The sequence below is a fragment of the Skermanella sp. TT6 genome, assembly GCF_016653635.2.
GTDB classification, from domain to species: Bacteria; Pseudomonadota; Alphaproteobacteria; order Azospirillales; family Azospirillaceae; genus Skermanella; species Skermanella cutis.
Map to the genome: position 1 here is coordinate 223,208 of NZ_CP067420.1, position 26,567 is coordinate 249,774.

At 68.1% G+C, this 26,567-nt stretch carries 25 protein-coding genes and 1 tRNA gene; 17 read left to right on the plus strand and 9 right to left on the minus strand.

Going from position 1 to position 26,567, the window contains the following annotated elements:
* Positions 1–281: 281 nt before the first annotated feature.
* Positions 282–707 carry a PIN domain-containing protein gene (locus IGS68_RS01050; RefSeq protein ID WP_371821898.1) on the minus strand — a complete coding sequence of 142 codons (426 nt, stop codon included), beginning with the start codon at positions 705–707 and terminating at the stop codon, positions 282–284.
* 21 nt (positions 708–728) lie between these two features.
* On the minus strand, positions 729–1,004 hold the full coding sequence (locus IGS68_RS01055) for a type II toxin-antitoxin system Phd/YefM family antitoxin (RefSeq protein WP_201076681.1): 276 nt from the start codon (positions 1,002–1,004) through the stop codon (positions 729–731).
* Positions 1,005–1,801: 797 nt separating this feature from the next.
* Between IGS68_RS01055 and IGS68_RS01060 the strand changes: the two genes are divergently transcribed.
* From IGS68_RS01060 to IGS68_RS01130, 15 genes are all read left to right on the plus strand, one after another.
* The gene (locus IGS68_RS01060) at positions 1,802–2,965 is read left to right on the plus strand and encodes a relaxase/mobilization nuclease domain-containing protein (protein WP_201076683.1); all 1,164 of its coding nucleotides are present in this window, start codon (positions 1,802–1,804) and stop codon (positions 2,963–2,965) included.
* Between the two features lie 16 nt (positions 2,966–2,981).
* Entirely contained in the window at positions 2,982–4,976 is a 1,995-nt protein-coding gene (locus IGS68_RS01065) for a type IV secretory system conjugative DNA transfer family protein (protein ID WP_201076685.1), read from the plus strand.
* Positions 4,973–5,329, plus strand: a complete 357-nt coding sequence (locus IGS68_RS01070; protein WP_201076687.1) for a hypothetical protein — start codon at positions 4,973–4,975, stop codon at positions 5,327–5,329. The genes IGS68_RS01065 and IGS68_RS01070 overlap by 4 nt, the downstream gene beginning before the upstream one ends.
* Entirely contained in the window at positions 5,326–6,285 is a 960-nt protein-coding gene (trbB, locus tag IGS68_RS01075; RefSeq protein WP_201076689.1) for a P-type conjugative transfer ATPase TrbB, read from the plus strand. Before IGS68_RS01070 ends, trbB begins: the two co-directional genes overlap by 4 nt.
* 80 nt (positions 6,286–6,365) lie before the next feature.
* Positions 6,366–6,686, plus strand: a complete 321-nt coding sequence (locus tag IGS68_RS01080) for a TrbC/VirB2 family type IV secretion system protein (RefSeq protein ID WP_201076691.1) — start codon at positions 6,366–6,368, stop codon at positions 6,684–6,686.
* Position 6,687: 1 nt separating this feature from the next.
* Positions 6,688–6,957: a VirB3 family type IV secretion system protein gene (locus IGS68_RS01085; protein WP_201076693.1), complete on the plus strand. Its 270-nt coding sequence runs from the start codon at positions 6,688–6,690 to the stop codon at positions 6,955–6,957.
* Positions 6,958–6,960: 3 nt separating this feature from the next.
* Entirely contained in the window at positions 6,961–9,447 is a 2,487-nt protein-coding gene (locus IGS68_RS01090; RefSeq protein ID WP_201076695.1) for a VirB4 family type IV secretion/conjugal transfer ATPase, read from the plus strand.
* Between the two features lie 5 nt (positions 9,448–9,452).
* Positions 9,453–11,372 carry a hypothetical protein gene (locus IGS68_RS01095; protein ID WP_201076697.1) on the plus strand — a complete coding sequence of 640 codons (1,920 nt, stop codon included), beginning with the start codon at positions 9,453–9,455 and terminating at the stop codon, positions 11,370–11,372.
* Between the two features lie 9 nt (positions 11,373–11,381).
* Positions 11,382–11,564 carry a hypothetical protein gene (locus tag IGS68_RS01100; RefSeq protein WP_201076699.1) on the plus strand — a complete coding sequence of 61 codons (183 nt, stop codon included), beginning with the start codon at positions 11,382–11,384 and terminating at the stop codon, positions 11,562–11,564.
* Positions 11,561–13,423: a P-type conjugative transfer protein TrbL gene (gene trbL / locus IGS68_RS01105; protein ID WP_201076701.1), complete on the plus strand. Its 1,863-nt coding sequence runs from the start codon at positions 11,561–11,563 to the stop codon at positions 13,421–13,423. Before IGS68_RS01100 ends, trbL begins: the two co-directional genes overlap by 4 nt.
* The gene (trbF, locus tag IGS68_RS01110) at positions 13,420–14,190 is read left to right on the plus strand and encodes a conjugal transfer protein TrbF (protein ID WP_201076703.1); all 771 of its coding nucleotides are present in this window, start codon (positions 13,420–13,422) and stop codon (positions 14,188–14,190) included. The genes trbL and trbF overlap by 4 nt, the downstream gene beginning before the upstream one ends.
* Before the next feature lie 54 nt (positions 14,191–14,244).
* The gene (locus IGS68_RS01115) at positions 14,245–15,225 is read left to right on the plus strand and encodes a TrbG/VirB9 family P-type conjugative transfer protein (protein WP_201076704.1); all 981 of its coding nucleotides are present in this window, start codon (positions 14,245–14,247) and stop codon (positions 15,223–15,225) included.
* Positions 15,226–15,236: 11 nt separating this feature from the next.
* Positions 15,237–16,346 (plus strand): TraB/TrbI/VirB10 family type IV secretion system protein, encoded by a 1,110-nt coding sequence (locus IGS68_RS01120; protein ID WP_201076706.1) that lies wholly within the window; start codon positions 15,237–15,239, stop codon positions 16,344–16,346.
* The gene (locus tag IGS68_RS01125; protein WP_201076708.1) at positions 16,339–16,758 is read left to right on the plus strand and encodes a hypothetical protein; all 420 of its coding nucleotides are present in this window, start codon (positions 16,339–16,341) and stop codon (positions 16,756–16,758) included. The genes IGS68_RS01120 and IGS68_RS01125 overlap by 8 nt, the downstream gene beginning before the upstream one ends.
* A gap of 245 nt (positions 16,759–17,003) precedes the next feature.
* Complete coding sequence (locus tag IGS68_RS01130) at positions 17,004–17,456, plus strand: S26 family signal peptidase (RefSeq protein WP_201076710.1); 453 nt, start codon at positions 17,004–17,006, stop codon at positions 17,454–17,456.
* Between the two features lie 10 nt (positions 17,457–17,466).
* Here the strand turns inward: IGS68_RS01130 and IGS68_RS01135 are convergent, their stop codons facing one another.
* The 4 genes from IGS68_RS01135 to IGS68_RS01150 form a co-directional block, all read right to left on the minus strand.
* Positions 17,467–17,985, minus strand: coding sequence for a hypothetical protein (locus IGS68_RS01135; RefSeq protein WP_201076712.1), 519 nt, complete (start codon positions 17,983–17,985; stop codon positions 17,467–17,469).
* Positions 17,986–18,539: 554 nt separating this feature from the next.
* The gene (locus tag IGS68_RS01140; RefSeq protein WP_201076713.1) at positions 18,540–19,454 is read right to left on the minus strand and encodes a P-loop NTPase family protein; all 915 of its coding nucleotides are present in this window, start codon (positions 19,452–19,454) and stop codon (positions 18,540–18,542) included.
* 378 nt (positions 19,455–19,832) lie between these two features.
* Positions 19,833–20,099 (minus strand): helix-turn-helix transcriptional regulator, encoded by a 267-nt coding sequence (locus IGS68_RS01145; RefSeq protein ID WP_371821869.1) that lies wholly within the window; start codon positions 20,097–20,099, stop codon positions 19,833–19,835.
* Positions 20,100–20,240: 141 nt separating this feature from the next.
* Positions 20,241–21,038, minus strand: a complete 798-nt coding sequence (locus IGS68_RS01150) for a DUF2285 domain-containing protein (protein ID WP_201076714.1) — start codon at positions 21,036–21,038, stop codon at positions 20,241–20,243.
* Between the two features lie 220 nt (positions 21,039–21,258).
* Here IGS68_RS01150 and IGS68_RS01155 point away from each other — a divergent pair, with 220 nt between their 5' ends.
* A complete protein-coding gene (locus tag IGS68_RS01155; RefSeq protein ID WP_201076715.1) occupies positions 21,259–21,771 on the plus strand; it encodes a hypothetical protein in 513 nt (170 codons plus the stop codon).
* Positions 21,772–22,233: 462 nt separating this feature from the next.
* Here IGS68_RS01155 and IGS68_RS01160 read toward each other — a convergent pair.
* Both IGS68_RS01160 and IGS68_RS01165 read right to left on the minus strand, forming a co-directional pair.
* Positions 22,234–22,310, minus strand: a tRNA-Arg gene (locus IGS68_RS01160).
* A 119-nt stretch (positions 22,311–22,429) separates the two neighbouring features.
* Entirely contained in the window at positions 22,430–24,022 is a 1,593-nt protein-coding gene (locus IGS68_RS01165; RefSeq protein ID WP_201076716.1) for a gamma-glutamyltransferase family protein, read from the minus strand.
* Between the two features lie 198 nt (positions 24,023–24,220).
* On the opposite strand from IGS68_RS01165, the gene gpt reads away from it, so the two are divergent.
* On the plus strand, positions 24,221–24,688 hold the full coding sequence (gene gpt, locus IGS68_RS01170) for a xanthine phosphoribosyltransferase (protein ID WP_371821899.1): 468 nt from the start codon (positions 24,221–24,223) through the stop codon (positions 24,686–24,688).
* Positions 24,689–24,724: 36 nt separating this feature from the next.
* Here gpt and IGS68_RS01175 read toward each other — a convergent pair whose 3' ends face one another.
* Complete coding sequence (locus IGS68_RS01175; RefSeq protein WP_201076718.1) at positions 24,725–26,419, minus strand: methyl-accepting chemotaxis protein; 1,695 nt, start codon at positions 26,417–26,419, stop codon at positions 24,725–24,727.
* Positions 26,420–26,567 lie beyond the last annotated feature (148 nt).

The window sequence follows — 26,567 nt, forward strand, 5'->3', positions numbered from 1 at the left end:
GGAAGCGCCGCCCGCAGTTCGGCCATGGCATCCTCGCGCCGCGGCATCGGTCACCTGTCTCGCCAGCGTCGAAACAATGTAGAAGGACGTGTCCGGGAACCGTCAGGGACTCATCAGACATACGCCATACGGCTGCATCGCACCTGCTAAGGTCGGATTTCTGGAGCGTGTCGCGAGCTCTACGCCGCCATGCCCGAGGGGACAGGCTTGTCAGATCCGCAGAGTTCGGAACAGGCTTCAGCACCCGGGCACGGTGTCTGTGAAACCCATGGAACGCCGGTTCAGAGTTCGGCGTCGAGAACGGCGAGCAGAAGCGGATGGCGCTGCGCGGAGAAGGGATCGGTGACCGTGACGCCGCGCCACGTGAAGCCGTCGTGCAGGTCCTCCGACAGCAGCAGGCGGCAGCCAGCGTCCGCGGCGACCGCCAGGATCACGGCATCCCACGCGGCAACGCCGTGGTCCGCCGCCAGATCCATGGCCGACGCCAGCGCCGCCGCCGTGGTGTCGTGCGTCGCGAAACCGTTCCGCCACGCCAGCACCGACGCCCGCGCCTCGATGGCCGGACGCCTGGCCTTGCGGGTCAGCACCCGGAACAGTTCGCCCAGAACCTGCACGGGAACGACGACGTTGACCAGCGGCAGCGCCGCGACCAGGGCGGCGGCCCGTGCCTGGGCTTCCGATCCGTCGACACCCTCGGCGTAGGCCAGGGTCGGTGTCCAGGGCCAGCTTCACGCTTCGGTCCCGCCGGGAGGCGCCGCGCCTTCGTCATCGTCGTCATAGAGTTCGTCCCGGTTCCAGCGGCCGATGTCGGTTGCCGGCTGCCCCCGCGGACGGGCCAGCAGGGCGTCGCGCGCCCGCATCCTCGTCCGCAACTCGCCATCCGCCGGTGCCAGCGTCGCGACCGGCGCGCCATGCGAGGTCACGAGATAGGATGTCCCGTCGCGGACTTCGCGGAGCAGATGGGAAAACCGGCGGTTCGCCTCCGCCGCGGTGATCGTCTTCATGCCGGCCTCGAAAGTGTAGATGATTACACTACATCAAGGCCTGCGCCTTGGAGAGGGAAGCGCGTTCGGGGAGCGGGACTTCGTCCCGATGCGGGAAATGGCAAGGTCCTGGGGCCGGCCACCCTGATCCCCACCAAACCAGTTCCCATCCGCCCGCTGCCAGCGATCAAGTCGCGGAAGCGCTACAGTAATGCGACACGCAGCGTCGCCACAGCGTCACGAAGGCGTGGCACAGACGCGACAAGGGCGTGACACAGACGCGACGGTGCCGTCGAACCTACGTCCAGGATGCGGCCACATGGCGCCCGATCGGTCCGCGATGCCCGGCCCGGGGCCGGCGAGATCTCCGGCCAGCCAAAGCGCCGGCATGCCGAGCCCGGGGAACGGCGATGCGGAATCGCGGTCCAGATCCGTTCCATGGCCGACAAGAAAGTTGCGGCCGGCGGCGCAGGGCCGATAATCCGACCAGGACGTTCCGTGCCGGGCACGCCAGGCGGTCCGGTGGCCGCGCCGGAACGGGGCAGGGCGCGGCGGCCGGCGGGCCGGAACCGTCGAGCGGGGACCTGGAACCCGGGGGGCATGAGGGAGCATAAGCAAGAAGGAAAGCCAATCCGGACCAAACAGCAGGAAACCGTGCGATCACGCGGGTGATCGCCTGTGTGACGGCGGGCCGTCCAGAAAAAATCCGTACACTGATCCGGATGGGTTCCAGATATGACAGGGGAGGTCTTGAGGTGCCGATGAGCCGAAGGTCGCGATACTTCTTCAAGCGTGACGAGGACGGGATCGAGCCTCGCATGCATATGCGAAAGCCGGTCGATGGAGCGATGGAGGCGAGTGCCAGCCGGCTGAAAGCCCCGACGATCATGGGACGCGGGCGGTGGGCCTATGTCCGGCCGGCGGCAGCTTCCCAGCAGCGCGTGACGGTCAAGACGAAGATCCAGCCGGCGGCGAAGGCGGCGGCCCATGCCCGGTACCTCGAGAAGCGAGCGGCGGGCCTTGACGGCCAGGACGCGCGCGGCTTCACGGCGACCGGGGATGATGTCGACCCGAAGGGCCTGGCCGAGGAGTGGTCGGAAGATCGGCATCATTTCCAAACGATCATCTCGCCGGAACGGGGCGACCGGCTCGATATGCGGCGCTACGTCCGCGACGTGATGGCCCGGTACGAGCGGGATCTGGGCTCCAGACTAACATGGTGCGCTGTGATACATTATGACACCGGACGCCCCCATGCTCATGTCCTGATCCGCGGGCGGGATGATCGGGGCGGTGATCTGGTAATCGACCGGGAGTACATCCGGCACGGCATGAGGACGCGGGCGATGGAGGTCGCGACGAAGGAGCTGGGCTTGCGGTCAGCGCAGGAAATCGCCGCGTCTTCGGAGAAGCGCCGGCGCGCTCCGGAGGCCGGTATCGGGCAGGCGGAGGGGCTTGGGAAGGCGGCCGGCTGGCAGCTTCACCTGAACGTCCCGGCTGAGCGGTGGCATCCGACGACCCAGGCCGTCCTGGCCGATCTGGCCGACCGTGGCTTGCCGTACCAGATGCACTTCGCGGCGGACAAGGCGAAGCGCCTGACGGTCAGCGTCGGCCCATACGACGACGCGGTCAGGGTGGCGCGCGAGCTGGATGCGGCCTTCGGCGAGCGGCTCCGCGACCCGACAGGGAAGATCGCCCGCGACGACGTGCGTCTGTCCGGGCCCGTGTGGGGCGCCTTCGAGCCGCAGGGGGACCGGGACTTCACCCACTGGACGGTGAAGGGCCTGCCGCTGGAGCGGAACGCGGCGCGGGACCTGCGCGGGTTGCGGGGAGCGGAGCGGGTCGCCCTGCGTGATGGATTGCGCGCGGCGGCGGACGCGAAGCTGATGGAGCGGTACGGCGCGTTCTACGCCGGATCGGAACGGGTCCGGGCGCTGGAGAAGCTTCGGGAGCTGCAGCGGGGGATGGGCCACAGATACTGAAGAGGAGTGATATAAAATGACACTGAGGGACAAGCTTGTCGGCACGGCCAGCGTGCTGGGGATCGCCGCGGCTACCTGGGGGCCGACATACTGGCTGGCGTCGCGGTTCGGTTTCCATTCGGCGCTGGGCGGCTGGAAGCCGTTCGGGGTGCCGGTGTACTGGCCCGGGCAGTTGGTGGCCTGGGCCGGCCAGTGGGGCCAGGTCCACCAGACGCCCTTCGCGATAGCCGGCGGGACGATGCTGGCCGGGCTGACGCTCAGTCTGCTGCTGGCCCGCCTGGGAAGGGCGGGTGGTTGCGCATCACAGCCGCCGGAATTCGGCGCCGGCACCTGGGGCACGCTGAAGGATGCGAAGCGTGCCGGGCTCCTCGATGACAGGGGCGTGGTCCTGGGCAAGCTGGACGGCCGACTGCTGACCCATCACGGGGCGGAAGCGGTGCTGGTGTCGGGCGCCACCCGGTCGGGCAAGGGGCGCGGCACGGTGGTTCCGACCCTGCTGTCGCACCCGGGGTCGGCGTTCATCCTGGACACCAAGGAGGAGCTGTTCTTCGGGACGGAGAACGAGGAGTACAGGTTCGAGGGCACCAGCGGCTGGCGCAAGTCCTTCTCCCACTGCATCTACTTCAATCCCCTGGACAGGCGGTCGGCGCGGTTCAACCCGCTGTTCGAAGTCCGCAAGGGTGAGGACGAGGTCGGGGATGCCCAGGCCATCGCGGCGATCCTGACCGATCCTGCCGGGGTTCGCGACGAGCCGGACATCTGGGACCGGGCAACCCGGGAATTCTATACCGGCCTGATCCTGCATCAGCTCTACGCCGCCCCGGACCCGGAGAAGACCCTGGCGGGCGTCCGCCGGCAGCTCGTCCGGCCGATGGAGCACCTGTCCTGGGAGATGCGGAATACCCGGCACCTGGGCGATCGTCCGCATCCCGTCGTCGAGCGGGCGGCACAGGCGCTGCTGGAGCGGGCGAAGGGGAATGATCGCTACCTCTCGTCGGTCCTGGCGACCGCGGACTCGCACCTGAGCCTGTTCGACAACCCCGTCGTGGAATGGACCACCCAGACGTCGCAGTGGTCCATGGGCGACGTCATGTGCAGTGATCACCCGGTCTCGGTCTACCTGTCCATGCCGGCTTCGGACGAGGAGACATTGATCGTCCTGCTTCGGGTCATGATGAAGCAGTTCCTGACCGTGAACATGCGCCATCTCAGCCGGGACAACCGGGGGCGCAAGAAGAAGCACGACTGCCTGATCGTCGCGGACGAGTTCCCGGCGCTGAAGAGGATGAAAAGCTACGAGCTGCTGATGAAACGGTTCGCCCAGTACGGGGTGAAGTCGTTCAAGACTGTCCAGAGCTTCAACGACATCGACGCTGCCTATACCCGCTACAACACGATCCGGGAGAACTGCCACGTCACCGTGATCTTCGCCTCCGCCGATCCGACGACGCAGAAGCAGCTGTCGGGGATGCTGGGGAAGGACACCGAGTACCGGCAGATGGAGAACCTCCAGGGGAGCCGGTTCGGGGTGATGCTCGGCAACAAGTCCATCGTCACCAACGAGGTCCATCGGGACATCGTGTCTCCCGGCGATGTGCGCGAGCTGGAGCCGGGAGACGAGTACCTGCTGGTCACCGGCTATCCGAAGTTCAGGGCGAAGAAGGTGCGGTACGACGAGGAGCCGGTGTTCCGGGACCGCCTGCTGCCGGCGGCCGAAGTGGGCGACGGCGCGGGCAACTACCCCGACCTCCCCGGGAAGGTCGGGATCGGATGGCTTGGCATGCAGGCGTCCTGCCCGCCGATGCCCAGGAAGGCCGATCCGAAGAAGCCGCCGGAGGATGCACCGACAAGGAAGCGGCCGGGGACGAAGGAGCCCCGGGCGGCGCCCCGGGATCTCCCGGACCCGCAGGACGGGGCGGCGGAACCCGGAGCGCCGCCGGCTGAAACCGTCGTGCCGGTGACCAGGCCGCGGCGGAAGAGAATCCTGGCGATCAAGGGAGACGGCGCATGAAACGGCAGAAGGCGGGCACTCCCAAAGCCCGGTTTGATCTTCGGCTGCCGGCCGACCTGGACACGAAGGTGCAGAAGATCGCCACCAGGGCCGGCACGACCCGGACCGCCGTACTGGTCGCCGCGGTCGAGCGCTTCATCTACGCCGAAGACACCCAGGCCGGCGTCGAGACGATCCATGAGCGGGTCGCGGCCCTGACTGTCGGACAGGACCGGATGATGTGGGAGCTGCTGGAGGTCCGGGCTTACCTGGATACCTTGGCGCAGACGATATGCGGCAGCCAGGGGAAGTTCGACGCGTTCCTGGCCGCCGTCGACAAGGTGAAATCCGAACTGGCGGAGGACGCGGGATGAGGAACGAGATCGCGTCCGGCCGGACGCTGGCGGCCTACCGGCGCGCGCTGGGTGGCACGATCCGCGGCGCCATGGATGACCCCAACGTGGTCGAGGTCATGCTGAACCCGGATGGAAGGATCTGGGTGGACCGGTTGACCGGCGGCAGGGCGTGCACGGGCGAGACGATGGACCCGGAGGACGCGCTCCAGGTGATCGACCTGGTGGCCGACCATGTCGGCGAGACCGGGATCGGCTGGAACCGGCCGCTCTTGTCGGCCGACCTTCCCGAGACGGGAGAGCGTTTCCAGGCCATTCTGCCGCCGGTCTCGCGGGCGCCGATGTTCACCATCCGGAAGAAGCCGCCGGTCGTGTTCACGCTGGCCGACTACGTGCGGGACGGCATCATGACCCGGCGGCAGGCCGATGTCCTGGAAGATGCCGTCGACCGGCGCATCAACATCATCGTCGGGGGGTCGACCGGCAGCGGGAAGACGACGCTGCTGAACGCGCTGCTGGCGCTTCCCGGGTTCACCCGGCACCGCATCCTGATCGGCCAGGACCGGGACGAGCTCCAGTGCTCGGCGCCGGACATGGCATCCCTGCTGGCGCGCGAGATGGATCCCGTCGTCACCGTGCACGACATCATCAAGGCCAAGATGCGCCTGCGCCCGGACCGGATCGTGATCGGGGAAGTCCGGGAAGGGGCACCCTGCCTGGCCATGCTGAAGGCTTGGAACACCGGCCACCCCGGCGGCCTGGGATCCATCCATGCTGACAGCGCCGCGGAGATCTTCAACCGGCTGGAGGAGCTTGTCGGAGAAGTCACCGCCTGTCCCCAGCACCGCCTGATCATGCGATCCGTCAAGGTGGCCGTGTTCATCGAGCGGACAGAGGAAGGCGTGCGGCGGGTGACCGAGATCCGAAAGCCGACCGGGTATAAGGACGGGGAATTCCAGACCGAGCTCATCTCCTGAGGGCTGGATGGGACTGCCCGTTTGTGATACTTTATGACACTATGTCACTATATGGCACAGCGGCAAGACAGGAGATGGACATGGGCTTTCGCGAAATCGCTCTCACCGCCAGGACCTTCGCGCTGTCGGGACTGGCTTCGATGGCCTCGGCTCCCGCCCGGGCCGCTGGCGGCGGCATGCCCTGGGAAGACCCGCTGTCGCAGGTCGCGAACTCCATCACCGGTCCGGTCGCGGGGTCGATCATCGCCATCGCCATCGTGGCATCGGGTCTGACGATGGCGTTCGCCGCGGGCCAGGGCATGCGGACCTTCGCCGGCATCATCTTCGCCGGATCGATCGTCGGGGTCGGCCTGCTGTTCTTCATGGGCCTGTTCGGCCTGACCGCCGGGATGGTGTTCTGAGATGGCGGGCGACGACGTTCCGGGGTTCCGGATCACCCTCCATCAGAGCCTGCTGGAGCCGGTGACGATCAAGGGGGTGGCGCGCGTTCCCGCCATCCTGATCGGGACCGTGGGGGCCCTGCTGGTCTTCTCGCTTCACAAGGTGACCGGCGGCGTGCTGCTGACCGTCGGGCTCTGGACCGTCGCCCGCCACCTCACCGGGATCGACCCGCACATGTTCGACTTCATCACGCGGCGGGCCCGGGCGCGCCTGCCGTTCCTGGGGGGTTAGATCATGCTCAATCTGAAAGAGTACCGCGAGCAGCCCAGGTCCCTGGCGGATTATCTGCCCTACGCGGCGCTGCCGTTCGGGCAATACCCGTTCGTGATGGCGCAGAAGGACGGCAGCCTGCTCGCCCTGATCCGCTATCGCGGGCCGGACCTGGAAAGCACGACCACCTCAGTCCTGGTGACCTACTACGCCGGCCTGGGCACGATGCTGAAGCACCTGGGGGACCGCTGGGCGGTTCACCTGATCGCGGATCGCTTCTACACGTCGGAATACCCGGATGCCGACTGGCCCTGCCACGCGGCGGCCCTGTTCGACCTGGAGCGTCGAAACCTTGTCCAGGGCAGCGGCCGGCAGCTTGAGTCCGACTACGTCCTGGCCCTGACCTACCTGCCGCCGGGCGATGCGTCCAGCCGGCTGGAAGGCCTGCTGATCGAGGGGGAAGACGGCGAGCGCGAAGGCTCCGGCATCGAACAGGTCGACTACTTCGCCCATCGCGTCACCGAGATCGGCGACATGCTGCGCGCCTTCATGCCCCTCGCGCGTCTCCTTAATGGCGATGATCTGCTGACCTTCCTGCACCATCCCCTGGGGCTGGAGCGGCACCAGGTGGCGATGCCCGAGGTCCCGATGTTCCTGGACTCGCTCCTGGCGGAACAGCCGGTGTGGCCCGGCATGCGGGTCGGGATCGGCTACACCGAGGACGCCAACGGCACGTCCCGGCCGGAACGGTACCTGGTCACCGTGGGGGTTCGGGGATACCCATCCTCGACCCACGCCGGGATGCTCGATGACCTGAACAGCCTGGGCTTCGAGTACCGGTGGAGCACGCGCGCGATCACACTCGGTTCTCAGCAGTCGCTGCGGGCCGTTCAGACGCGGGTGAACCGGTGGGGCAGCCAGCGCAGGGGCTTCATGACCCTGATCGCCGAACACGTCCTCAGGGAGCCCAGCGAGCGGGTGAACCACGAGGCGGTCGCCAAGCACGCCGACGCCCTAGCGGCGTTGCAGGAGGTCGCGGAAGGGCTGGTGTCGATGGCCTACGTCACCCCGACGATCACGGTGTGGCACGAGAACCTGGGCCAGGCCCTGGACAACGCCAAGAAGGTGGTCGGCCTGCTGACGGCGAAGCACTTCATAGCCAGGGTCGAGACGTTCAACGCCTTCGAGGCGTGGCTCGGCAGCCTGCCCGGGAGTTGCTACGCCAACGTGCGCCAGCCGCTGGTCAACACCATGAACCTCGCCCACTTGGCCCCACTGTCGGCGGTGTGGGCCGGCGAGTCCTGGAACGGCGAGCTGAACGGCCCGGCGCTGATGCGGGTGATCACCGAAGGCAACACGCCGTTCCACTTCAACTTCCACCACGACGACGTCGGGCACTCGGTCATCTACGGCCCTACCGGCGCCGGAAAGTCGGTGCTGCTGTCCTCGGTGGCGTTGCAGTGCCTGCGTTATCCGGGGGCGCGGGTCTACGCCTTCGACAAGGACAGGTCCATCCGGCTGACGACGCTGTGTGCCGGCGGCCGGTTCCACGATATCGGCGCCCAGGGCGGGACGCCGGGGTTTCAGCCGCTCGCCTATATCGACGCGCCCGCCGAACTGACCTGGGCCACGGAGTGGCTGTACGACCTGTTCGGCAAAGCCGGACTGGAGCTGACCCCGGAGCAGAAGAACCACGTCGCCGAGAAGCTGGCGAGCCTGGCGACCAGTCCCGTCGGGGAGCGCAGCCTGACCGTGCTCCGGGCGCGGCTGGGCGACCGGGACCTGAAGGATGCCCTGAAGCCCTTCTGCGTGGGCGGAGCGTTCGGACATCTCCTCGACGGGGACCGCGATACCCTGCACCTGGGCCGCTGGCAGGCGTTCGAGATGGGCTCGCTGCTCAAGCAGCCGAGTGCCGCGGTGCCGGTGATGACCTACCTGTTCCACCGGATCGAGGAGTCCCTGGACGGGTCTCCGACCCTGCTGATCATCGACGAGGGGTGGCGGTTCCTGGACGACACGACCTTCGCGAAGAAGATCGAGGACTGGCTGCTGACCTTGAGGAAGAAGAAGGTCGCGGTCATCTTCACGACGCAGACGATCTCCAGCATCGCCAGCAGCAAGGTCGCCCCGATCATCTGGGACAATTGCCTGACCCGGATCTACCTGCCCAACGCCGCGGCGAACGACCCCCAGACCAGAGGCTACTACTCGGCGCAGGGCCTGAACGACCGGCAGGTCGACCTGATCGCGAGTGCCCGGCGCAAGCGCCAATACTACTACGCGTCGGCCGCGGGAAACCGGCTGTTCGAACTGGGGCTCGGCGAGCTCGGCCTGGCGCTGGTCGGGTCGAGCGATCCCGACGACCACAAGCTCGCGGACAGCCTGCTCGCGTCTGGCGGCGCGGATGTCTTCCTGCCGGCGTTCCTGCGCGCCAAGGGCCTGGACTGGGCGGCCGACATGGTCGACCCCGACGGCGTGACCCGGCACCTCATCTCCCAGGCGGCGGAGTAACGGATATGAAGCTGCTCTCCACGGTCCTGCTGGCCGGCACCGTCCTCACGACGCCTGCCCTTGCCGAGACGATCACGCTGTCGCCGGGGGATAGCGTCCAGGCCGCCATCGACCGCGCCCGCCCCGGCGACACCATAGCCCTGCGCGCCGGCACCTATAACCAGTCCCTCGACTTCTCGAACAAGCACGGTGCTGCCGGCGCCCCGATCCGTCTCGTGTCGGCCGATGGCAAGGGCGCTGCCCGGGTCGTGGCCCAGGGCAACCGGGCGGCCATCCAGGGCAACCGGCTTTCGCACATCACCGTGGACGGGCTGAACATCGTCTCGACCAGCCGGAGCGGCGACACGGGCGGGATCAAGTTCTGGGGGTCATACCAGAAACTGCACGACGTGACGATCACCAACAACCTGGTCACCGGGGTCGGCCAGGACGGCATCAAGATCTTCAACATGGCGCCCGGCGACGGGCGCGTGGTGGTCGCCGGGAACACCATCGACGGCAACTGGCGGCAGGAAGGGATCGACAACGTGTCGGTCGTGGACGTGACCTATCAGGGAAACACGATCAAGGGCCGGGCGGGCTTCGCAGGGATCACCTGGAAGGCCGGCAGCGACGGCGTCAGGTTCATCAACAACACGGTGGACATCGCCGCGGACACGGCGGTCTCGGTCGGCGGCTACGGCGATTCGCGCCTGGGTCGGCTGGGGAGCTTCCCCGACGAGTTCCAGGACAACGAAGCGGAGAACAGCGTCGTCACCGGCAACGACATCCGGGGCGACGTGCGGGTCATCTCGGCCGAGAACAACAGGATCGAAGGCAACAGCATCTCCGGGAGCATCAGCAACGGCCGGAACAGCGACATGCCGGGCAGCATCGCCAGCCGGAACAACGCCATCGCCGACAACCGGGTGACAGGGGGCACGGGGACGGCTGCCTGGAACGGCACTACGGACAGTCAGTTCGATAGGAACGTGGACGGTCTTCAGCGAAACGTCCTCGACACGGACGAGCAGTTCTGGCGGGCCGTGGAACGGGGCGAGACGGGAGCGCTGCGCCGACTGAACGACCTGGTCTCCGGCGGCATCGTCGCACGCGAGGGCAACCGGATCATCAACCGTGCCACCGGTCAGATGATCAGCACGGTGAACAGCACCATCGGAGAGGCCGTCGATACGGTACTGCAGCCGGTCGAGGACACGGTCTCCGGCGTGGTCGAGGCGGTGAAGTGCAACATCGGCGGCAGCATCATGGGGGGTGGGGCCAGCATCGTCAGCGGGATCTTCGGCGGCGGGCGCGCGACCCTCCCGGCGCAGATCGCCCAGCAGATGACGATGATCGCGGGCAATCTGTGCCTCAGCAGGCAGCTCGCCGTGCAGCAGAGGCAGCTTCAGGCGCAGCTCAAGCACTTGCAGCCGTCGCAGGTGGATACCGGCGCGGATATCCAGGGCGCCATGATGCGGCAGCGCTCCCTTATTGGAGAAACGGAAGTCTACGACACGGACGAGGCGCCGGGGATATACCAGGACCTGTACCCGGACGACATGGATGGCCTGTCGACCGAGGAGCTGTTCGCCAAGCCTGAGCAGTGGCGCAACGCGGCGCACCGGGCGACGGAGGAATCCTGGCGCGTCCAGTCAGGAGCGGTAGAGGCGCAGTCGGCATCCCAGGTTCGCGTCGGCCGGCAGCTCGGTGCCGTCCGGTCAGCGCCCGGCATGCTGGCAGCCCAGCAGGGAACGGCGCAGCTCATCGGCAGCCTGATCGGCGAGACCCAGACCTTGCAGTCCGTTTCGATCTCCCACTTCCGTGCAGTCGAGCACTCGATGGCCCAGGAGCAGGCAAAGGCAAAAAGAGCCGAAGAGCTTCACCGGAGGGCGATGCAGGGACTGAGTGGGAATGATGCCGTAAATGTACGCAGCCCATTCTAGGAGGATGTAATGTTGATTTCGACTCTTACGCCCAAGGCGATCCTGATTGTCTTCATCTTCGGCATCCTCCTCTTGGTCGACCGTGGATGCTCACAGATTGACCGTCACGACGCAGCGATGAAGGATCTCGGAGAAAACGACTATGTCCCGGTGCGCAGCCCGTGGGCGATTGAGGGAGAAGGACAGAAATGAATACCTCGGTCGCTGACAGGCTGCTCGACGCCTACATCGCCATCGGGGATGCTGCGGTCCAGGCGATCCGTCCCGACGTGATGTTCGTCCTGATCACCCTGGCGGTGATCGGCCTGACGTGGGCGCATCTGCGCAATGCCCTGACCCTGCGGGAGAGCCCGATCAACCTGCTGATCATGCAGTTCATGACGGTCGGTTTCTTCGTTTGGCTGCTGGAGAACTGGTCCGGCCTGATGAGGGCGCTGATGGGCGGCATGGTCCAGCTCGGCCTGAAGGCCGGCGGCAACGCCATGACGCCCGACCAGTTCCTCCATCCGAGCGAGATCGCATCCGCGGGCATCCGCATCGCCGCCCCTCTGATCGATGCCGTGGGCTTCTGGGGGTGGCTGACCGGGACCAACGTCCTCCTGGCCGTGAGCATGATCATCGTGGTCTTCGCCTTCTTCATCATGTCGCTGCAGGTCCTGGTCGCGATCATCGAGTTCAAGCTCGGCGTCGTGTGGTGCTTCTTCATGGTGGCGCTGGGGATCTTCAAGGGCACGGCGTTCGCCAGCGAGAAGGCGCTGGGATACGTTTTCGCCTCCGGGATCAAGCTGTTCGCCCTGGCCACCGTCGTATCGGTCGGATCGGTCCTGATGACGACGATGGGCACGGTCGCCGACCCGACCGCCCCGACCTATAACGAGGCCCTGGGCATGGCGTTCGGATCGCTGGTGCTGGCTGCCCTGGCGTGGTTCATCCCCTCCAAGGTGGCGGGTGTGATCGGCGGGGGACCCTCCCTGGGTGCCGGAGCCGCGATAGGCACGATGGCGGCGATCGGGGCGACCGCCGCGGTGGCCGCGGTCGGAGGTGCCGCCGTCGCCAAAGCCGCTTCGGGAACCGGTGCGCTGCGCGCTGCCACGACCGGAGGGGCGACACGCGGCGGATTGCCTCCGATGGGTGGCGTTGCCCCTGGAGGCGACGGTGGGGGTTCTCCCGGCGGTAATCGTGGTGGTCTGTCCTGGCAGATGAGGGCAAACCCCGTGATGGCGTCCTCCGCCCTCGAGACCATCGACCGCACGGAGCGGGCGCATGCCGCGACCCTGGGGAAGATCAACGGCGGCGTGAGCTTCAAGGCGCCGGAAACCGCGGAGCACGAACGGGCACAGGCTTACCGCGGTCTGGCCTGGGACATCGGCAGCCAGATGCAGGAGAGCGATCCGGAGCTGTCCCAGAGGATCGAGGGCGAACTGGACCGGATCGAGGCGATGAAGATGGATCTCGCCAGGGCCGGTGTCTCTCCTGCCGTGAACAGCGCCACCCTGGCGGAGGAGTACCGCAACGTCACGATGCGGGCGCTGAACCTGGACGGCGGCGGCGGTTTCGACACCCCGTCGCTCTCGACCTCGCTGACGCCCGAGGGACGGTCCCGGAATGCCGCCCTGGCGTCCAGCCTGGGCGTCGGAAACCTCATCCGGGCGGAGGCGGCGAAGGGCAGGACGACGCGCCAGATCGCCGAGGGATTGGGCGACCGCCTGTCCCCGGTGAACAGGATGGCGGAGCGGATCGGCCAGGGCAGCGACGCCAACCTGCACCGCATGGCCGTGGTCCAGGCGTACAAGGATGAGCACGGCATCCCCAACCCGACCGATGCCGGCTTCAAGTCCTGGGCAGCCTTGGAAAAGAAGAATTGGGGTGCTGCGGCGGCGCAAGCTCCCGCACAGCCGGCACGGTCCGATGCTCCCTCCTGGGCCAGGAACCCGGGTCATGGTGCTTCATCGAACCTCCTGAAGATCCCGGCCAGCCTCAACGCGATCGTCCCGCGGGGCGCCGAGAGAAGCGCCGGGATGACTGCCAGCAACACAGGAGTACGGGAATGATGTCCAACCCGTTCAAGGCGGCGTCCGACGCGGCGGGAAAGGCCATGGGAGGCCATGAGTTCCGGTCCGACAAGGTCGAGGACCATGGCGCCGGATATCCTGTCCTGACGCCGTTCCAGCGGGCCCGCCAGGAATGGGATGACCGGATCGGAGCGCCGGTCGTGCGGGCGAAGAACTGGAGGTTGGCGGCTTTCGGCTCGACCGCCGTCAGCCTGGTCCTCGCCGGTGCGCTGATCTACAAGCTGTTCGTCGCCCCGCTCGACCTGTGGGCGATCCCCGTGGACGAGAGCGGCATCGTCGCCGGCCCGGCACAGCGTTTCGCGGTCCAGCGCTACGAGCCGACGCGTGCCCAGGTCGCGGCCGACCTTGCCCAGTGGATCGAGTGGGTGCGGACACGCCCCGCGGACGGCGTGAAGCTGAGGGCCGACATCGAGAAAGCCTACGATTTCATGGACGATACCGCGAAGCGGAAGCTCAACGAGTACAATGCCCGGTTCGACCCGTTCGCGACCTACAACACCCCGGACAGGATGTCGAAGAAGACGGTCACCATGTCGTTCCCGAAAGTCCTGCCCATGGAAGGGAGCAGCTACCACGCGACCTGGACCGAGACCGTCTGGGAACACGGCCAGCCGCGCCCGTCCTACACCATGACGGCGACCTTCACGGCGACCGCGACGGGACAGACCGACAGTACCCTGCTCAACATCAATCCCGCTGGCACGACGATCCACGATTTCGATTGGCGCAGCGACACCGCGCCCTGACACGAAGGTTGGCTTGTGATACTATATGACACGTGGGGCGGGAGAGTTTGAGCAATGAAAAGGCTTGCCGCCATCGTCTCGCCCGCCCTCCTGGCGGCTTGTGCAACGGCACGGGGAGGGCCGGCACTCCATCCGGTGCCGGTGCTGCCGGAACCGCCTGTCCGGGTGGTCGAGAAGGTCGTGCCTGTGCTGATGCCTCCCGCCCCGGTGATCAGGGAAAAGCCCCGGAAGCAGGACCCTGTCGCCGCGACACGCAGGGCCAACGCCAAGGCCATGGAGATGCCTCGGGCCGAGCGCTTCATCGGCGCTACCCTGGTCTATCCCATCGTTCCGGGGGCGGTTTACAACGTGCTGACGGCGGTGGATCACCTGACATCCATCGAGATCCCGCCGGGGTGCCGGATGGTGAAGAAAGCGCCGATGCTCGGAGATCCCTCCCATGAGGCGGACGGCCAGCAACAAGCCACGGCTGAGGATAAGGAGCCGGCTAACTGGACGATCGCCAAGACGTTCCACGGCACGCCGCGCGATCCGGTCTCGAAGGTCGTGGTTCGGCCCAACAAGCCGGGGCTGAGGACCGACCTGATGATCGACAGCGATTGCGGGGCCTTCACCTACAAGCTGATTTCGACCGAGTCTTCCGCGAACGTCACCGTGAAGTTCCGCCAGGAGGAACCGAACCTCGGCCTGCCCGAACCGCCCTATGCCGACGAGCGGGAAAAGACCCGCCCGGCGGTGCTGTCCTGCACCGACACGCCGGTCTCCCAGGTCCAGTACGGCTACACGGTTTCGGGCGACAAGCCCGCCTGGAGACCGGCCGACCGGGACGTGTTCCACAACGGCTCGAAGCTCTGCATCGGCATGCCGGGTGGTCCGGGCAACCTGGAGACCCCGTCGATCTCCCGGCCTGCCGGCGGTGACGCGATGACCGTCCATTACCGCACGTCCGGCCGGTTCATCGAAATCGATCAGGTCGTCCCGGTGCTGAACCTGACGCTGGGCGACGACACCGTCCGCCTGACCCTGAAGCGTTAAGGAAACCTGACATGCTTCCCAAGACCAAGGCGCCCGGCACCTTGCGGCCGCGATCACCGAAACCGAGAGGATTGAACCGCAAGGTGACGATCGGGCTGGCCGGTGCCGGCGCTGCGGCAGTCATCGCCGTCTTCGTATTCGATCCGGGGTTCGGCACGGTCCGCCGGAAGCCGCCCGAGACACTGCCGTTGCTGAGCAACGTCAAGCCCGACCTGTCCATGCTGCCGTCCGACTACCGGGAAACGCAGACGGCATCCGTCGCTGTTCCCCCGGAGCCGCCGCTTCTCCCGGCGGTCGATCTTCCTCCGGGGGCTGAATCCCGGCTCGTGCCTGCTGTCCAGCACCCGGGAGCTTCGCCGGGACGCAAACCCGTGAGGCGCGGCATTTCGGTCGGCGGCGACGATGGCCTGGGCGATGCGGAACAGGCAGGCGTTCGGATGGTGGCTGACAGGCATGCCGGTGCTCCGGGACAGCCTCGCACGCTCGCCCAGGACTTTCGGCACCGGAACGGTGCCGGCGGTGACATGTATCTTCCCCGGTCGGTCCAGGCGCCGCTGGGCGAGCGGGAGATCTGGCCCGGAACGATCATCCCGGCGAAGCTGGCTGGCGCCACCAACAGCGAGCTGGGCGGCAACGTCGTGGCCCGGGTCTCCGCCGACATCTACGATAACCGGACGGGCCAGTGCGTGCTGATCCCGCGCGACTCCACGGTGTTCGGCAAGCTCTCCGACGAGGTCCAGTACGGCCAGCGCCGGCAGCAGGCGGTCTGGACGATGCTGATCCTGCCCGACGGGAAGAAACTGGACCTGATGGGGATGGACGCGACGGATGGAGCCGGCCGGGCCGGGATCACCGCCAACGTCAACAACCACTATGGCCGCCTGGCCGGTGCGGCGATCGCCGCGACCGCGCTCGATGTCCTCGGTGGACTGGCCCGCGGCGGCAGGAACAGCGGGACACAGATTAACATCGGGGGCGCTGCCGCCGATAACGCCGCATCGATCGGCGAGCGGATCATCCAGCGCGAGCTGCAGGTGCCGCCGACGCTGGAGCAGATCATCGGACATCCGGTGAGCCTGATGGTCGACCGCACCATCGCGATGGCGTGCTACGATGATTGAGGCCGTTACCACATATTTGCCTCGTTTGGCGGCAGCCGCTAATGTGTCACAAATTGACACTGGCAAGGCTGGCGACATGGTCGATCGGGAAGGTTTTACGAGCGTTTCATTCACCTCCGTCCCGCCAAGGGGCTTCGACCAGCTCAAAGACATCGCACGCGCCCAGGGGATATTCCCCCGCGACCTTTTCAGCCAGGCGATCCGGCAACTGCTGGAGGACCGGAAAGCCGGGACGATGATCGATTATCCGGCATCCCGCAAAGGAGGTGTCCGGCGGTCACTGTGGCTGGAGGACGACCTTGTCGAGCAGATGAACGAAGCGGCAACGGCGGACAACGTCAGCAAAACGGTGCTGTTCCTGACTGCGCTGAAGCGCTACGCGGAACGGGAGGGCATCGATGTCGAGGTGTAGCGTGATCCCGCCGGCCGGCACGGCGGCGCCACTCTGCGCCTGTGCCCAGCCGGGGCAGGTCCGTCCGGTGGCGGCTCATCCAGCCCGGCAGTTCCGCTGACCCGTCCAGCGGCAGGGCCCGATCCGTGACACCTCCCGGGAGCTCTGTTCCGCCACCCGGGTCCTGCGGCGGATCCAGAGCCTCACAGGCCCGGTCGATCGCTTCGAAGCTGGTTCCTCATACGGTTCTGCTGCTGATCCTGGGCGTGGTTCTCGCTGCGCCGAAGGTCACGCTGTTCACCTGGAACGGCACGCCGTCGATGCCGGAAGGTTTATATCTCCGCGCTGTTTGGGAAAAGCCGGCGGTTGGGAAGATAATCGCCTTCACCGCCCCTCCTGCCGTGGTGGACTATGCCCGGCGCCGCGGCCATGCCGGCGGCCTGCCGTTGCTGATCAAGCCGCTGGCGGCCGGTCCCGGCGACCACGTCTGCGCGACCGATCACCTCGCCATCAACGGACGTCGGGTCGCTCCGGTTCTGGAGGCCGGGCCGGACGGCGTGCCGCTGCCCCGCTGGAGCGGCTGCCGGACGCTGGAGCCCGGCGAGTGGCTCACTTACACGTCCCGGCTGCCCAACAGCCTGGACGGCCGCTACTACGGTCCGGTCCGCGAGACCGACATCGTCGGGGTGTTCCGCCCGGTGTGGGTTTCGGCCGAGTGAGGCGGGCGGCTCACTCGGCCGCCTTCGCCGGCGCGCCCCGGCTCGCGTCGACCAGGCCGCGGGCCTCGTCGGCCAGGACGCCCAGGGACACCAGTTCGAAGTCCTCGGGAAAGAAGCTCATCAGCGCGGTGTACTTGGCACAGTGGTCAGCCACGCTCGCGGAGCGCTCGGCAAGCAGCGCGTCGATCGCGCGGCAGCGTCGGTCGGCGACCGCCTCCCACTCGGGCGGACGCTCGCCGAAGTCGATCACGTCGAGCGCCGCGGTCCAGCGCCGGTACTCGGCGATCAGCTCAAGCATTCGGGATGACACAGGCGCCGTCACGTTGGGAGCCGCGCGCAACGCCGGATCGATCGGTTCGCAACGCACGATCCCGTACGCGTCGGACTCGACGCGGAGCGTGCCGATGCGCCGGCCGGAACCGCCCGCGGCGGCGATCTCGCGGGCGGCATCGCCGATCGAGACGTGCGCGGTGCACCGCGGGGCGGGGCCGCCCGCGAAAAGATTGACGTAGGAGACGATCCTGGTCATTGCGAACCCTCAGGCGGCAGCGAAGCGCGGCCTTCGTGATGTTCCGTCAAATTCGATACTGCGGCTGCCGACCGACCGCTTCAAGGTTCTGCCAAGGACTCATAGGTATAGGGACGCTCACGATCTAACGGACGAACGGGGGCATGCCGGACGATCGGTGGTCACGCCGCCGATCGCTCACCTGGTTATTCAGCGAGATTGTAGCAAGGTTTTCGTTGCTGTCGGGAAGTCGGGGGCGAGGGTTTTGGTCTTGATGAATAATCTGTCGGAGCCGTCGCCGTAATAAAATCAAAGCGGGCACGGGGTTCGATGAGCCGGCTCGGGAGGTCGGCACACCGCCCAAGAGTCTGATGCGGATGCCTGGAGCCGCGCGGCAACCTCCAGGCCGGAAGCCTTCTCCCGATCATCGCGTATCCCACAGGCACGGGAAAGTGGCGGCTCGAGTTCCGGAGTCGGTCACCTTCGGCTCCGGCGTCCGGTCCGGCTTGGCGCAGACAGGGACCGGGGCTTTCCGGCTCCTCGGCCGCTCCCGCGCGTCTCAGGCACGAACGTTTCTAAGGTCGCGGGTCGGGATCGGGCTCCTTGGGTTCCCGCCAGGGCGCCGCGGGCGGACGCCGGCGTCCGCACCGGCTCCTGCGGACCTCCGTCAGGCGCCAGGGCGCACCCGGCGCCGTGGTGGAAACGACCGCGTCGGTCAGGTCAGCCCCGGCGCACGCCGGCGGACCGTCCGGTGTCAGGCCGATCAGCCGTTCCAGTTCGCCGGCTGCCCGCCCCGGGCCCCGGGCATGGATGGACATGATGCAGGGAGGTCGTCGGTGCGCGGCGCGGTCGATCAGCCAGGACTGCGTCACGATCGTCGGGGCCGGGAAGACGAGGCGGTCCGGGCGCAGACGGCCGGCGAGCGCCTCGATGCCGGCGCGGCACACCGCGCCGCCCGCCGGAGCGGCGATCGCGACCAGCCCCGGCATCCCGGTGTGAAACCGTTCGTGTCCCTGGACGTGAAGAACCCGCTGCCCGTGGGTTGCCGCCTCGGCGAGAAGCGTCTCGACGATCTGCCGTCGGGCCAGTTCGACGTGCGCCGCGACCACGAGGTTCGCGCCGTTGCGCACCAGCTCGCGAAGTTGCCCGGCGTCCGCACCGTCCAGCAGGCCGGCCGCCACCCAGCCGTCCAGCCGGGGAGCCGCCATTCTGGCGACGCTGATCGCGGGTGCCACGATACCGTCGGACGGCAATGCTGTCACCGCGAGATCCGCCTCCGGGTCCTCGATCACGATCGGCCGCCGGTCGCCGGGCCGGCGACCGAGACGGTGGGCCAGGCCGCCGACGAGGCAGTCGACCTCGCGGCGCGTCAAGCCGGCTGGCCGAAGCGTGCGGCCATCGATCCGTTCGACCAGAAGCCTGCCGTCATGATCGACCGTGGCGGCCGCCACCGCCGGGTCGGCGAGATACCCGGCGATGAGGCATCCCATCGCGTCCAGCGGAATGCGGATCCTGGTCCGGGACAGGCCGCCGCGATCCCCAAGGAATACGACCTTGATGATCCACCTCCCTCCGGTTCCCCGCCGACGCCCAAAATCGTGAATGAGCATAGTCGACACTCGGAAACGCGGCACCTGGAAGAACAGTAAGTGAACCTACGATCGTATTCTTATGGAGCTTCGCTCAATGAAAGATCGGTCATCCTTGAATCATCATGATAGGACGCTATCATAATCATGGAGGTTCAGTAAGTTTTACCTGAATTTTATTCCATATTGCAGCGAGCAACTTGTTTAAATTCTATGTCTGTTTTTCAGGGAAGGGGCGGGCGTCGTCCCGCCCGCTCCGTGCTCCGTTCAGCCGGCCCGTCACCGCCGGCCTGGACGTTCCGGCGCCGAGGTCGAGTCCCGACGCCGCTCGGCCGCCCAGTGGTCGAGATCGTCGACGGCATAGACGACGCGGCGGCCGAATTTGGCATAGGCCGGGCCACCGCCCCGGACACGCAGCTTCTCCAGCGTGCGCGGACTGAGGCCCAGGTACCCGGCGGCCTGGGCGGTGGGCATGAAGCGACGGCCGCCTTCCGCCGGGATGGCCCGGGCCGGCACGCTCCGGTGCGTCATATCGGATGTGGGCATGGTTTGTCTCCCCGAGGGTTGCCGGTCGGTGGCGGGCGGAGAGCCGCCACCCCGAGGGTAGCCTCGCGGATCGGGACGGGCGGCGGGAGAGTCGAACGGCACTGCCCTGCCGATTGACCGGCCAGCGTGCCGAAACCCGCTCTACGCCTTGGCTTTCAGTGGCCTGAGCAGCGTCCGGTAAGCGCCGCGCATCAGCTCGGTGCCGCGCTCGACAAGATAGCGGGTCCGGCGACGGCGAACCCCATCGGGATCGGCCCAGTCCCCCGCCACTGCTTCCAGGCCGTACACCGCTTCGGCGATTTCCCGCAGGCTGGCGGCTCCGGCCAGCCGGGCGTCGAGCGCCTGGAGCTGCCGCATTAGGTTGGCGGCGTTGGCGGGCCGGAAGCGGTTCGGCGGCGTCCCGCCGTCGGCCCGGTGGACGAAGCGCAGCGCCGCCTCGCGCTCCGGCTCGTCGGAGGGCAGGTCGCCGAACCGGACCTCTACGGGCAGCCGGTCGCGCAGGTCGGCCGGGTCGGCGAACAACAGCCGGAAGCTCTCGCGGCCGCGCTCGATGATGGCGTAGGCGCCTTCGGGCGTCAGGCACACCGCCTTGTTTCCCGGCTCGGCGAACAGGTCGAAGAGCCCGGTGCCCGGCCCGGGTCCCGGCCGGGCGCCGACGCGGACGCGCCCCGGGATCGCGTCGGCGCGCCAGAACGGGACGGCCTCCAGTCCGGTCTGGTCGGGCGGTTCCAGGAACACCAGGCCCCAGCGGGCGGCGCGGTCTCCAGGCCTGCGCGACTGTTCTCCGGGCGGGTGGCCCAGCGCGCGGCGCTCCGTCCTGCGCTCCAACTGCCAATCGTCCTGGTAGTCCGGGTTCCGGCGCAGATACTCCCAGGCCCAGCCGCTTGCGGTCAGGCGAAGCGTGTAGAGGTAGGATACAGGTCGTCTTAGTGGGAGCAAGTCGTGGGCCTCGTGGCCGTAAGGGTTGTTCCCGGCACACTCGGCTAGGTGCGGTTAATGCCCTCTAAATTCGCCCTTAAGTCTTTGTGCATATGGCTTTCATTTTTATTGCTTGTCAGGGATGCACTGTCCCGATGATGGTCTTGCGGTCACCCCGGGACGTGTTGAAAACGGACGGTGACAGGGGGCGGCGGGGGGCCAAGGGGTGGGACGTTCGTTGATGGAAACGCTGTGCCGGGTGATGGCGGCGCAGCACCGGCACGCGACCGCGGCCGGGGTCAGGGTATCGCTGGCGGTGCCGGACAGCCAGCGCATGACGGTCGAATCGCCGGCACCCCTGTCGCGGGCATTGCCGGCACTCGTGCGCGCGGCGATCTCGGCCGTGCAGCCGGGCGGGACGGTGGAGATGCGGGTCGAGGGAGTGACTTCGGAGGTGGTTCAGCTCTCGCTCACGGGTCCACTGCGTCCGGGGGCGGCGGTGAAGCCGCCCCCGGACGGGGGCGTGGGCGGCTTCGAGTTGCCGGCGCCGGCCCGGCGCGCCGCCGCGATGGTCCGCAACCGCGGCGGCCGTGTCGAGGACCACTCCAGCGCCGCCGCCGGCCGGCTCAGGCTGATCGTGCGGCTGTTCTTCCACCCCGAAGACGCCATGCCGGTCGAGGCTTCCGGGCGTAGACCGAACACGGGTTTGGCCGGAACCGCGTCGCATCGTCCGCGCGGGCCGCGGCGGCGGTGACGTCGTCGTGCAGCTCTCTGGGAGTATCGGCATCCCAGGCACAGGGGGCGGCCATGCCGGGCATCGCACCGGTTAGAGGGGCTTGGCAGCCCGCCCGAGGTCATGCGCGCTGAGAATCGGGCGCGAGCGCTTCTCGGGCTTCTGGCGCGCCGGTCTCCGCGGGGCGGGGCATCCTGGTTTCCGCGGCACTCGCGAGTCGGGTGCTCCGGCGCCTCGGCTGAAGCATCAGGGCCGTGGATCCGCGGAGGCGAGCCGCCGGGCGGGATCGCTGCTCCATGGGTTCCCCGGCGCGCCGCTGGTGCCGGAATTGGGGACTGCGGGGTTTCCGGCACCGGCCGGATGGTCGCCGAGGCGGCTGAAAACCGCCGCGCCGGTGGGTACCCGGTGGGTCCCCAAACGACCAGGGCCGCCCGAAGGCGGCCCGGAGGTCGATGCCAAATACTTGAATTGATTGGAGGAAAGTGGCGCGCCCGAAGAGATTCGAACTCCTAGCCTTCTGATCCGTAGTCAGATGCTCTATCCAGTTGAGCTACGGGCGCTTGCCATTTCACGACCGCCTCTTGCGGGGCGTTGGACCGTGCGGTCCGTCGTGCGGCCTGTAATTAGCCAATGGGATCGCGCCGCGCAACCCCCTTCTGAAAGATTTTTGAAGGCCGGGTCAGAAGGCGGCCACGGCGCCGTCGGAGCGGCAGTCGGAGGCTCCCTCGATGGTGCCGTCGGGGTGGAGCACCAGGGCGCCGGCATGGCCCATCATCTCGCTGAAGGGCTCCACCACCTCGACGTCGTGTCCGGCGGCCCGAAGCGCCTCGACCACCTCGGGGGCGAAGCGGGCTTCCAGCTTCAGGTTGGTGCTGTCGGCGCCCCAGGTGCGGCCCAGCAGCCAGCGCGGTGCCGTCACCGCCTGCTGCAACTCCTGCCCGAACAGGCCGTATCGGCTGAAGACCGCCGCCTGGGTCTGCGGCTGGCCCTCGCCGCCCATGGTGCCGTAGGGCATCACCCGGCCGTCGCCGAAGCGGGCCAGCGCCGGGTTCAGCGTGTGGAAGGGGCGCATGCCGGGGACCAGCGCGTTGACGGCGTTCGGGTCGAGCGAGAAGCTGGAACCGCGGTTCTGCCACAGGATGCCGGTGTCGCCGGCGACCACGCCGGAACCGAACTCCCAATAGGTGCTCTGGATGAAGCTGACCGCCCGGCCGGCGCCGTCGATCGCCCCCATCCAGATCGTGTCGGCGGGAGGGCCCGAGCGCGGCCAGGGCATCGCCCGCGCCGGGTCGATCCGGCCGGCCCGGTCGGACAGGGCGGCCTCGGTCAGGAAGTCCGCCGGATCGGCCGTCATGCGGGCGGGATCGGTGACATGGCGGTCGCGCACCAGGAAGGCCTGCTTGGTCGCCTCCACCAGGCCGTGGACATGGTCGAAGCCGTCGGCCCGCGCGACGCCCAGCCTGTCGAACAGGGCGAGGATCATCAGCGACGCGAGACCCTGGGTCGGCGGCGTCATGTTGTAGAGCGCGGCGTTGCGCAGGCGCACGCCGAGCGGCCGGACGGTGCGCGCCCGGTGCGCCTCCAGGTCGGCGAGCGCCACCGGGCTGCCGGCCCGCTCCAGGCCGGCGGCGACGGCGCGGGCGAGGTCGCCCCGGTAGAAGTCCTCCACCCCGGCGGTCGCGATCCGCTCCAGCGACCCCGCCAAGTCCGGCTGCCGGAAGCGCGCGCCCGGCGCCGGGACGGAGCCGCCGGGCAGGAAGACCGGGGCGAAGCCGGGCACGGCTTCCAGTTCCGCCCGCTTGGCCGCCGTCAGGCGGACCTGTCCGCCGGTCGCGGGCACGCCGTCGCGGGCGTAGTGGACGGCGTCCTCCAGCAGGCGGGAGAGCGGCAGGCGGGTTCCGGGCCAGTCCCCGCCCGCGGCCAGGGCCGCGCCCCAGCCGGACAGGGTGCCGGCCACGGTGTTGGCGGCCAGCGGGCCGCGGGCGGGGATCGCGGCATGGCCATGTCCGCGGTAGAGGTCCGGAACGGCGGCGGCCGCCGCGGCGCCGCTGGCGTCGATGCCGACCGGGTGCTTGCCCGGTTCCGCGATCAGCCAGAAGCCGTCGCCGCCGATGCCGTTCATGTGGGGATAGACCACCGCGACGGTTGCGGCGGCGGCGACCATCGCCTCCACGGCGGTGCCGCCGTCGCGCAGCACGGACAGGCCGGCCTGGGCCGCGAGATGATGCGGGGCGACGACCATGCCGCGGCGGGCGGATGCGGTGTTCAGCATGTCTGTGGTTTCCGTCTGGGTGCCTGTGGAACGCGTCGATCCCAGGTTAACGCGTCCGGCGCCGATGCGCTCCGCAAAGCTGGCCTGTCCGGCGGGGCGGAGCGTCGGATTGCCGCGGACCGGCCCGTAAGTTATAAGCGGCCGATCATACCGGGTGGACAGTCGCGCTGGAGAATGGCCGTGGCCGATAAGGAAAACATCAAGCATTTCCCCGTCTCGTGGGAAGAACTGCACCGTCATGCCAAGGCCCTGGCCTGGCGCATGGCCGAGAAGGGCCCCTGGGAGGGCATCGTCGCGGTGACTCGCGGCGGCCTGGTCCCGGCCGCGATCATCGCCCGCGAGTTGGACATCCGGCTGATCGATACCGTCTGCATCTCCAGCTACGACCACCAGAACCAGCGCGAGGCCCGCGTCCTGAAGGGCTTCGAGGGCGACGGCGAGGGCTGGCTGATCATCGACGACCTGGTCGATACCGGCAAGACCGCCGCCGTCCTGCGCAAGATGATCCCCAAGGCGCATTTCGCGACGATCTACGCCAAGCCGGCCGGCCGGCCGCTGGTCGACACCTTCATCACCGAGGTGAGCCAGGATACCTGGATCTATTTCCCGTGGGACGTCGAGCTCCAGTTCACCCAGCCGATCGCCCTCCAGCGCGGCGGCCGCTGAGCCGCCGCATCCGCCGCCGCGCCGGACGGCAGGCCGTCACGCGCTCTTCACGCGGGTGATGAAGTCGCCGACCTCCCGGTGCAGCGCCTCGGCCTGGCGGGCCAGGCCGGCCGCCGCGTCCAGCACCTGGGTGGCGGTCCGGCCGGTCTCCCCGGCGGCGCCGTGGACGCCGTTGATGTTGGTGCTGACCTCGTCCGTGCCGCGCGAGGCCTCCTGGATGTTGCGGGCGATCTCGCGGGTGGCGGCGCCCTGCTCCTCGACCGCGGCGGCGATCACGGTGACGATCTCGTCGATCTTCGTGATGGTGCCGCCGATGGTCTGGATCGCGCCGACCGCGCCCGAGGTGGCGCTCTGCATGCCCGAGATCTGGAGGGATATCTCCTCCGTCGCCCTGGCGGTCTGGTTGGCCAGGTTCTTGACCTCCGACGCGACGATGGCGAAACCCTTGCCGGCCTCGCCCGCCCGGGCCGCCTCGATCGTGGCGTTCAGCGCCAGCAGGTTGGTCTGGCTGGCGATGTCGCTGATCAGGCTGACCACCTCGCCGATCTTGTCCGCCGCGGCGACCAGGCCGGCGACGCTGCCGTTGGTCCGCTCCACCTCGGCCACCGCGATCCCGGCGATCCGCGAGGACTCGCCCACCTGACGGCCGATCTCGCCGATGGAGCTGCTCAGCTCCTCCGCCGCCGCGGCGACGGTCTGGACGTTGACCCGCGCCTGGTCGGAGGCGGAGGCCGCGGCGGACGACTGGCGCGCGGTCTCCTCGGCGATCGCCGACATGGATTCGGAGGTGGAGCGCATCTCGGCGGCCTGCGACGTGACGGCCTTGACCACCTGGTCGATGTTGACGCCGAACTCGGTGGTCAGCCGTTCCAGGCCGAGGCTGCGCCGCCCGCGGGCCTCCTCGTCGGCGCGGCGCTGCTCCTCCAGGGCCGCGGCATGCCTCAGGTTGTCCCGGAAGACCCCGACGGTCCGGGCCATCTCTCCGATCTCGTCGCCGCGGTCGGTACCCCTGACCTCCACGCCGGCATCGCCGCCGGCCAGCCGCTTCATGGTGCCGGTGACCTCGGCGAGCGGTCCCGTCACGGTCCGGCGCACCACCACGATGGCCAATCCCGCCGCGGAGCCGACGCCTAGGACGGACAGCAGCGCCAGCGTCAGCAGCATGCGGTCGTAGAAGGTGTCCAGCGCGGCGGAGCCGGCGTCGACCATGCCGGCGTTCAGCGCGGCGATAGCCTGCAATTCCTTGTTGAACGCCTGCCGGTTCGTCCGGTTCGCCTCGTTGTCGCCCCATTCCCGGGCGGGAGCGGCGCCGCCCTGGCGGCCGAGTTCGACCAACCTGGCGCGGAACCGGACGAACTCGGCGGCCCTCTCCTCCACCTTCGCGAACTGGGCGAGGTGGTCGGCCGGCACCAGGGGCCGCCATTCCCGGATCAGGTCCTCGATCGACTTCAGGTTCTCCAGCAACGGCTTGCCGAACCGCTCGACGCGCTCCGGGTTCTCCGCCATGTAGATGCCGCGCGAGTCCATCACGACCGAGTTGACCAGGCCGTTGACCCGCTCGCCCAGCAGGGCGCGGGTCGAGGCGGTGGTGATGACGTCCATCTGGGCATCGTAGGTCCTCAGCGTCACGACGCCGACGGTGCCGATCAGGGCGGCGATCAGCCCCAGGAAACCCACCAGCAGATAGATCTTGGTGGAGATCTTCAGTGATTGAAGGCGCTTCACGGGCATGTCCTCCGGGTTTGTCTCCGCCGTGCAGGGGCGGGACTTCTCAAGGGCTCGACGCAGGATTTCCTGTCGAATCCCAACATTCTCAAGTCACCGGAAGAATCGGACCCATATTGTTAATGAATATAAAATGCAGCTGGAAGCATTCCGT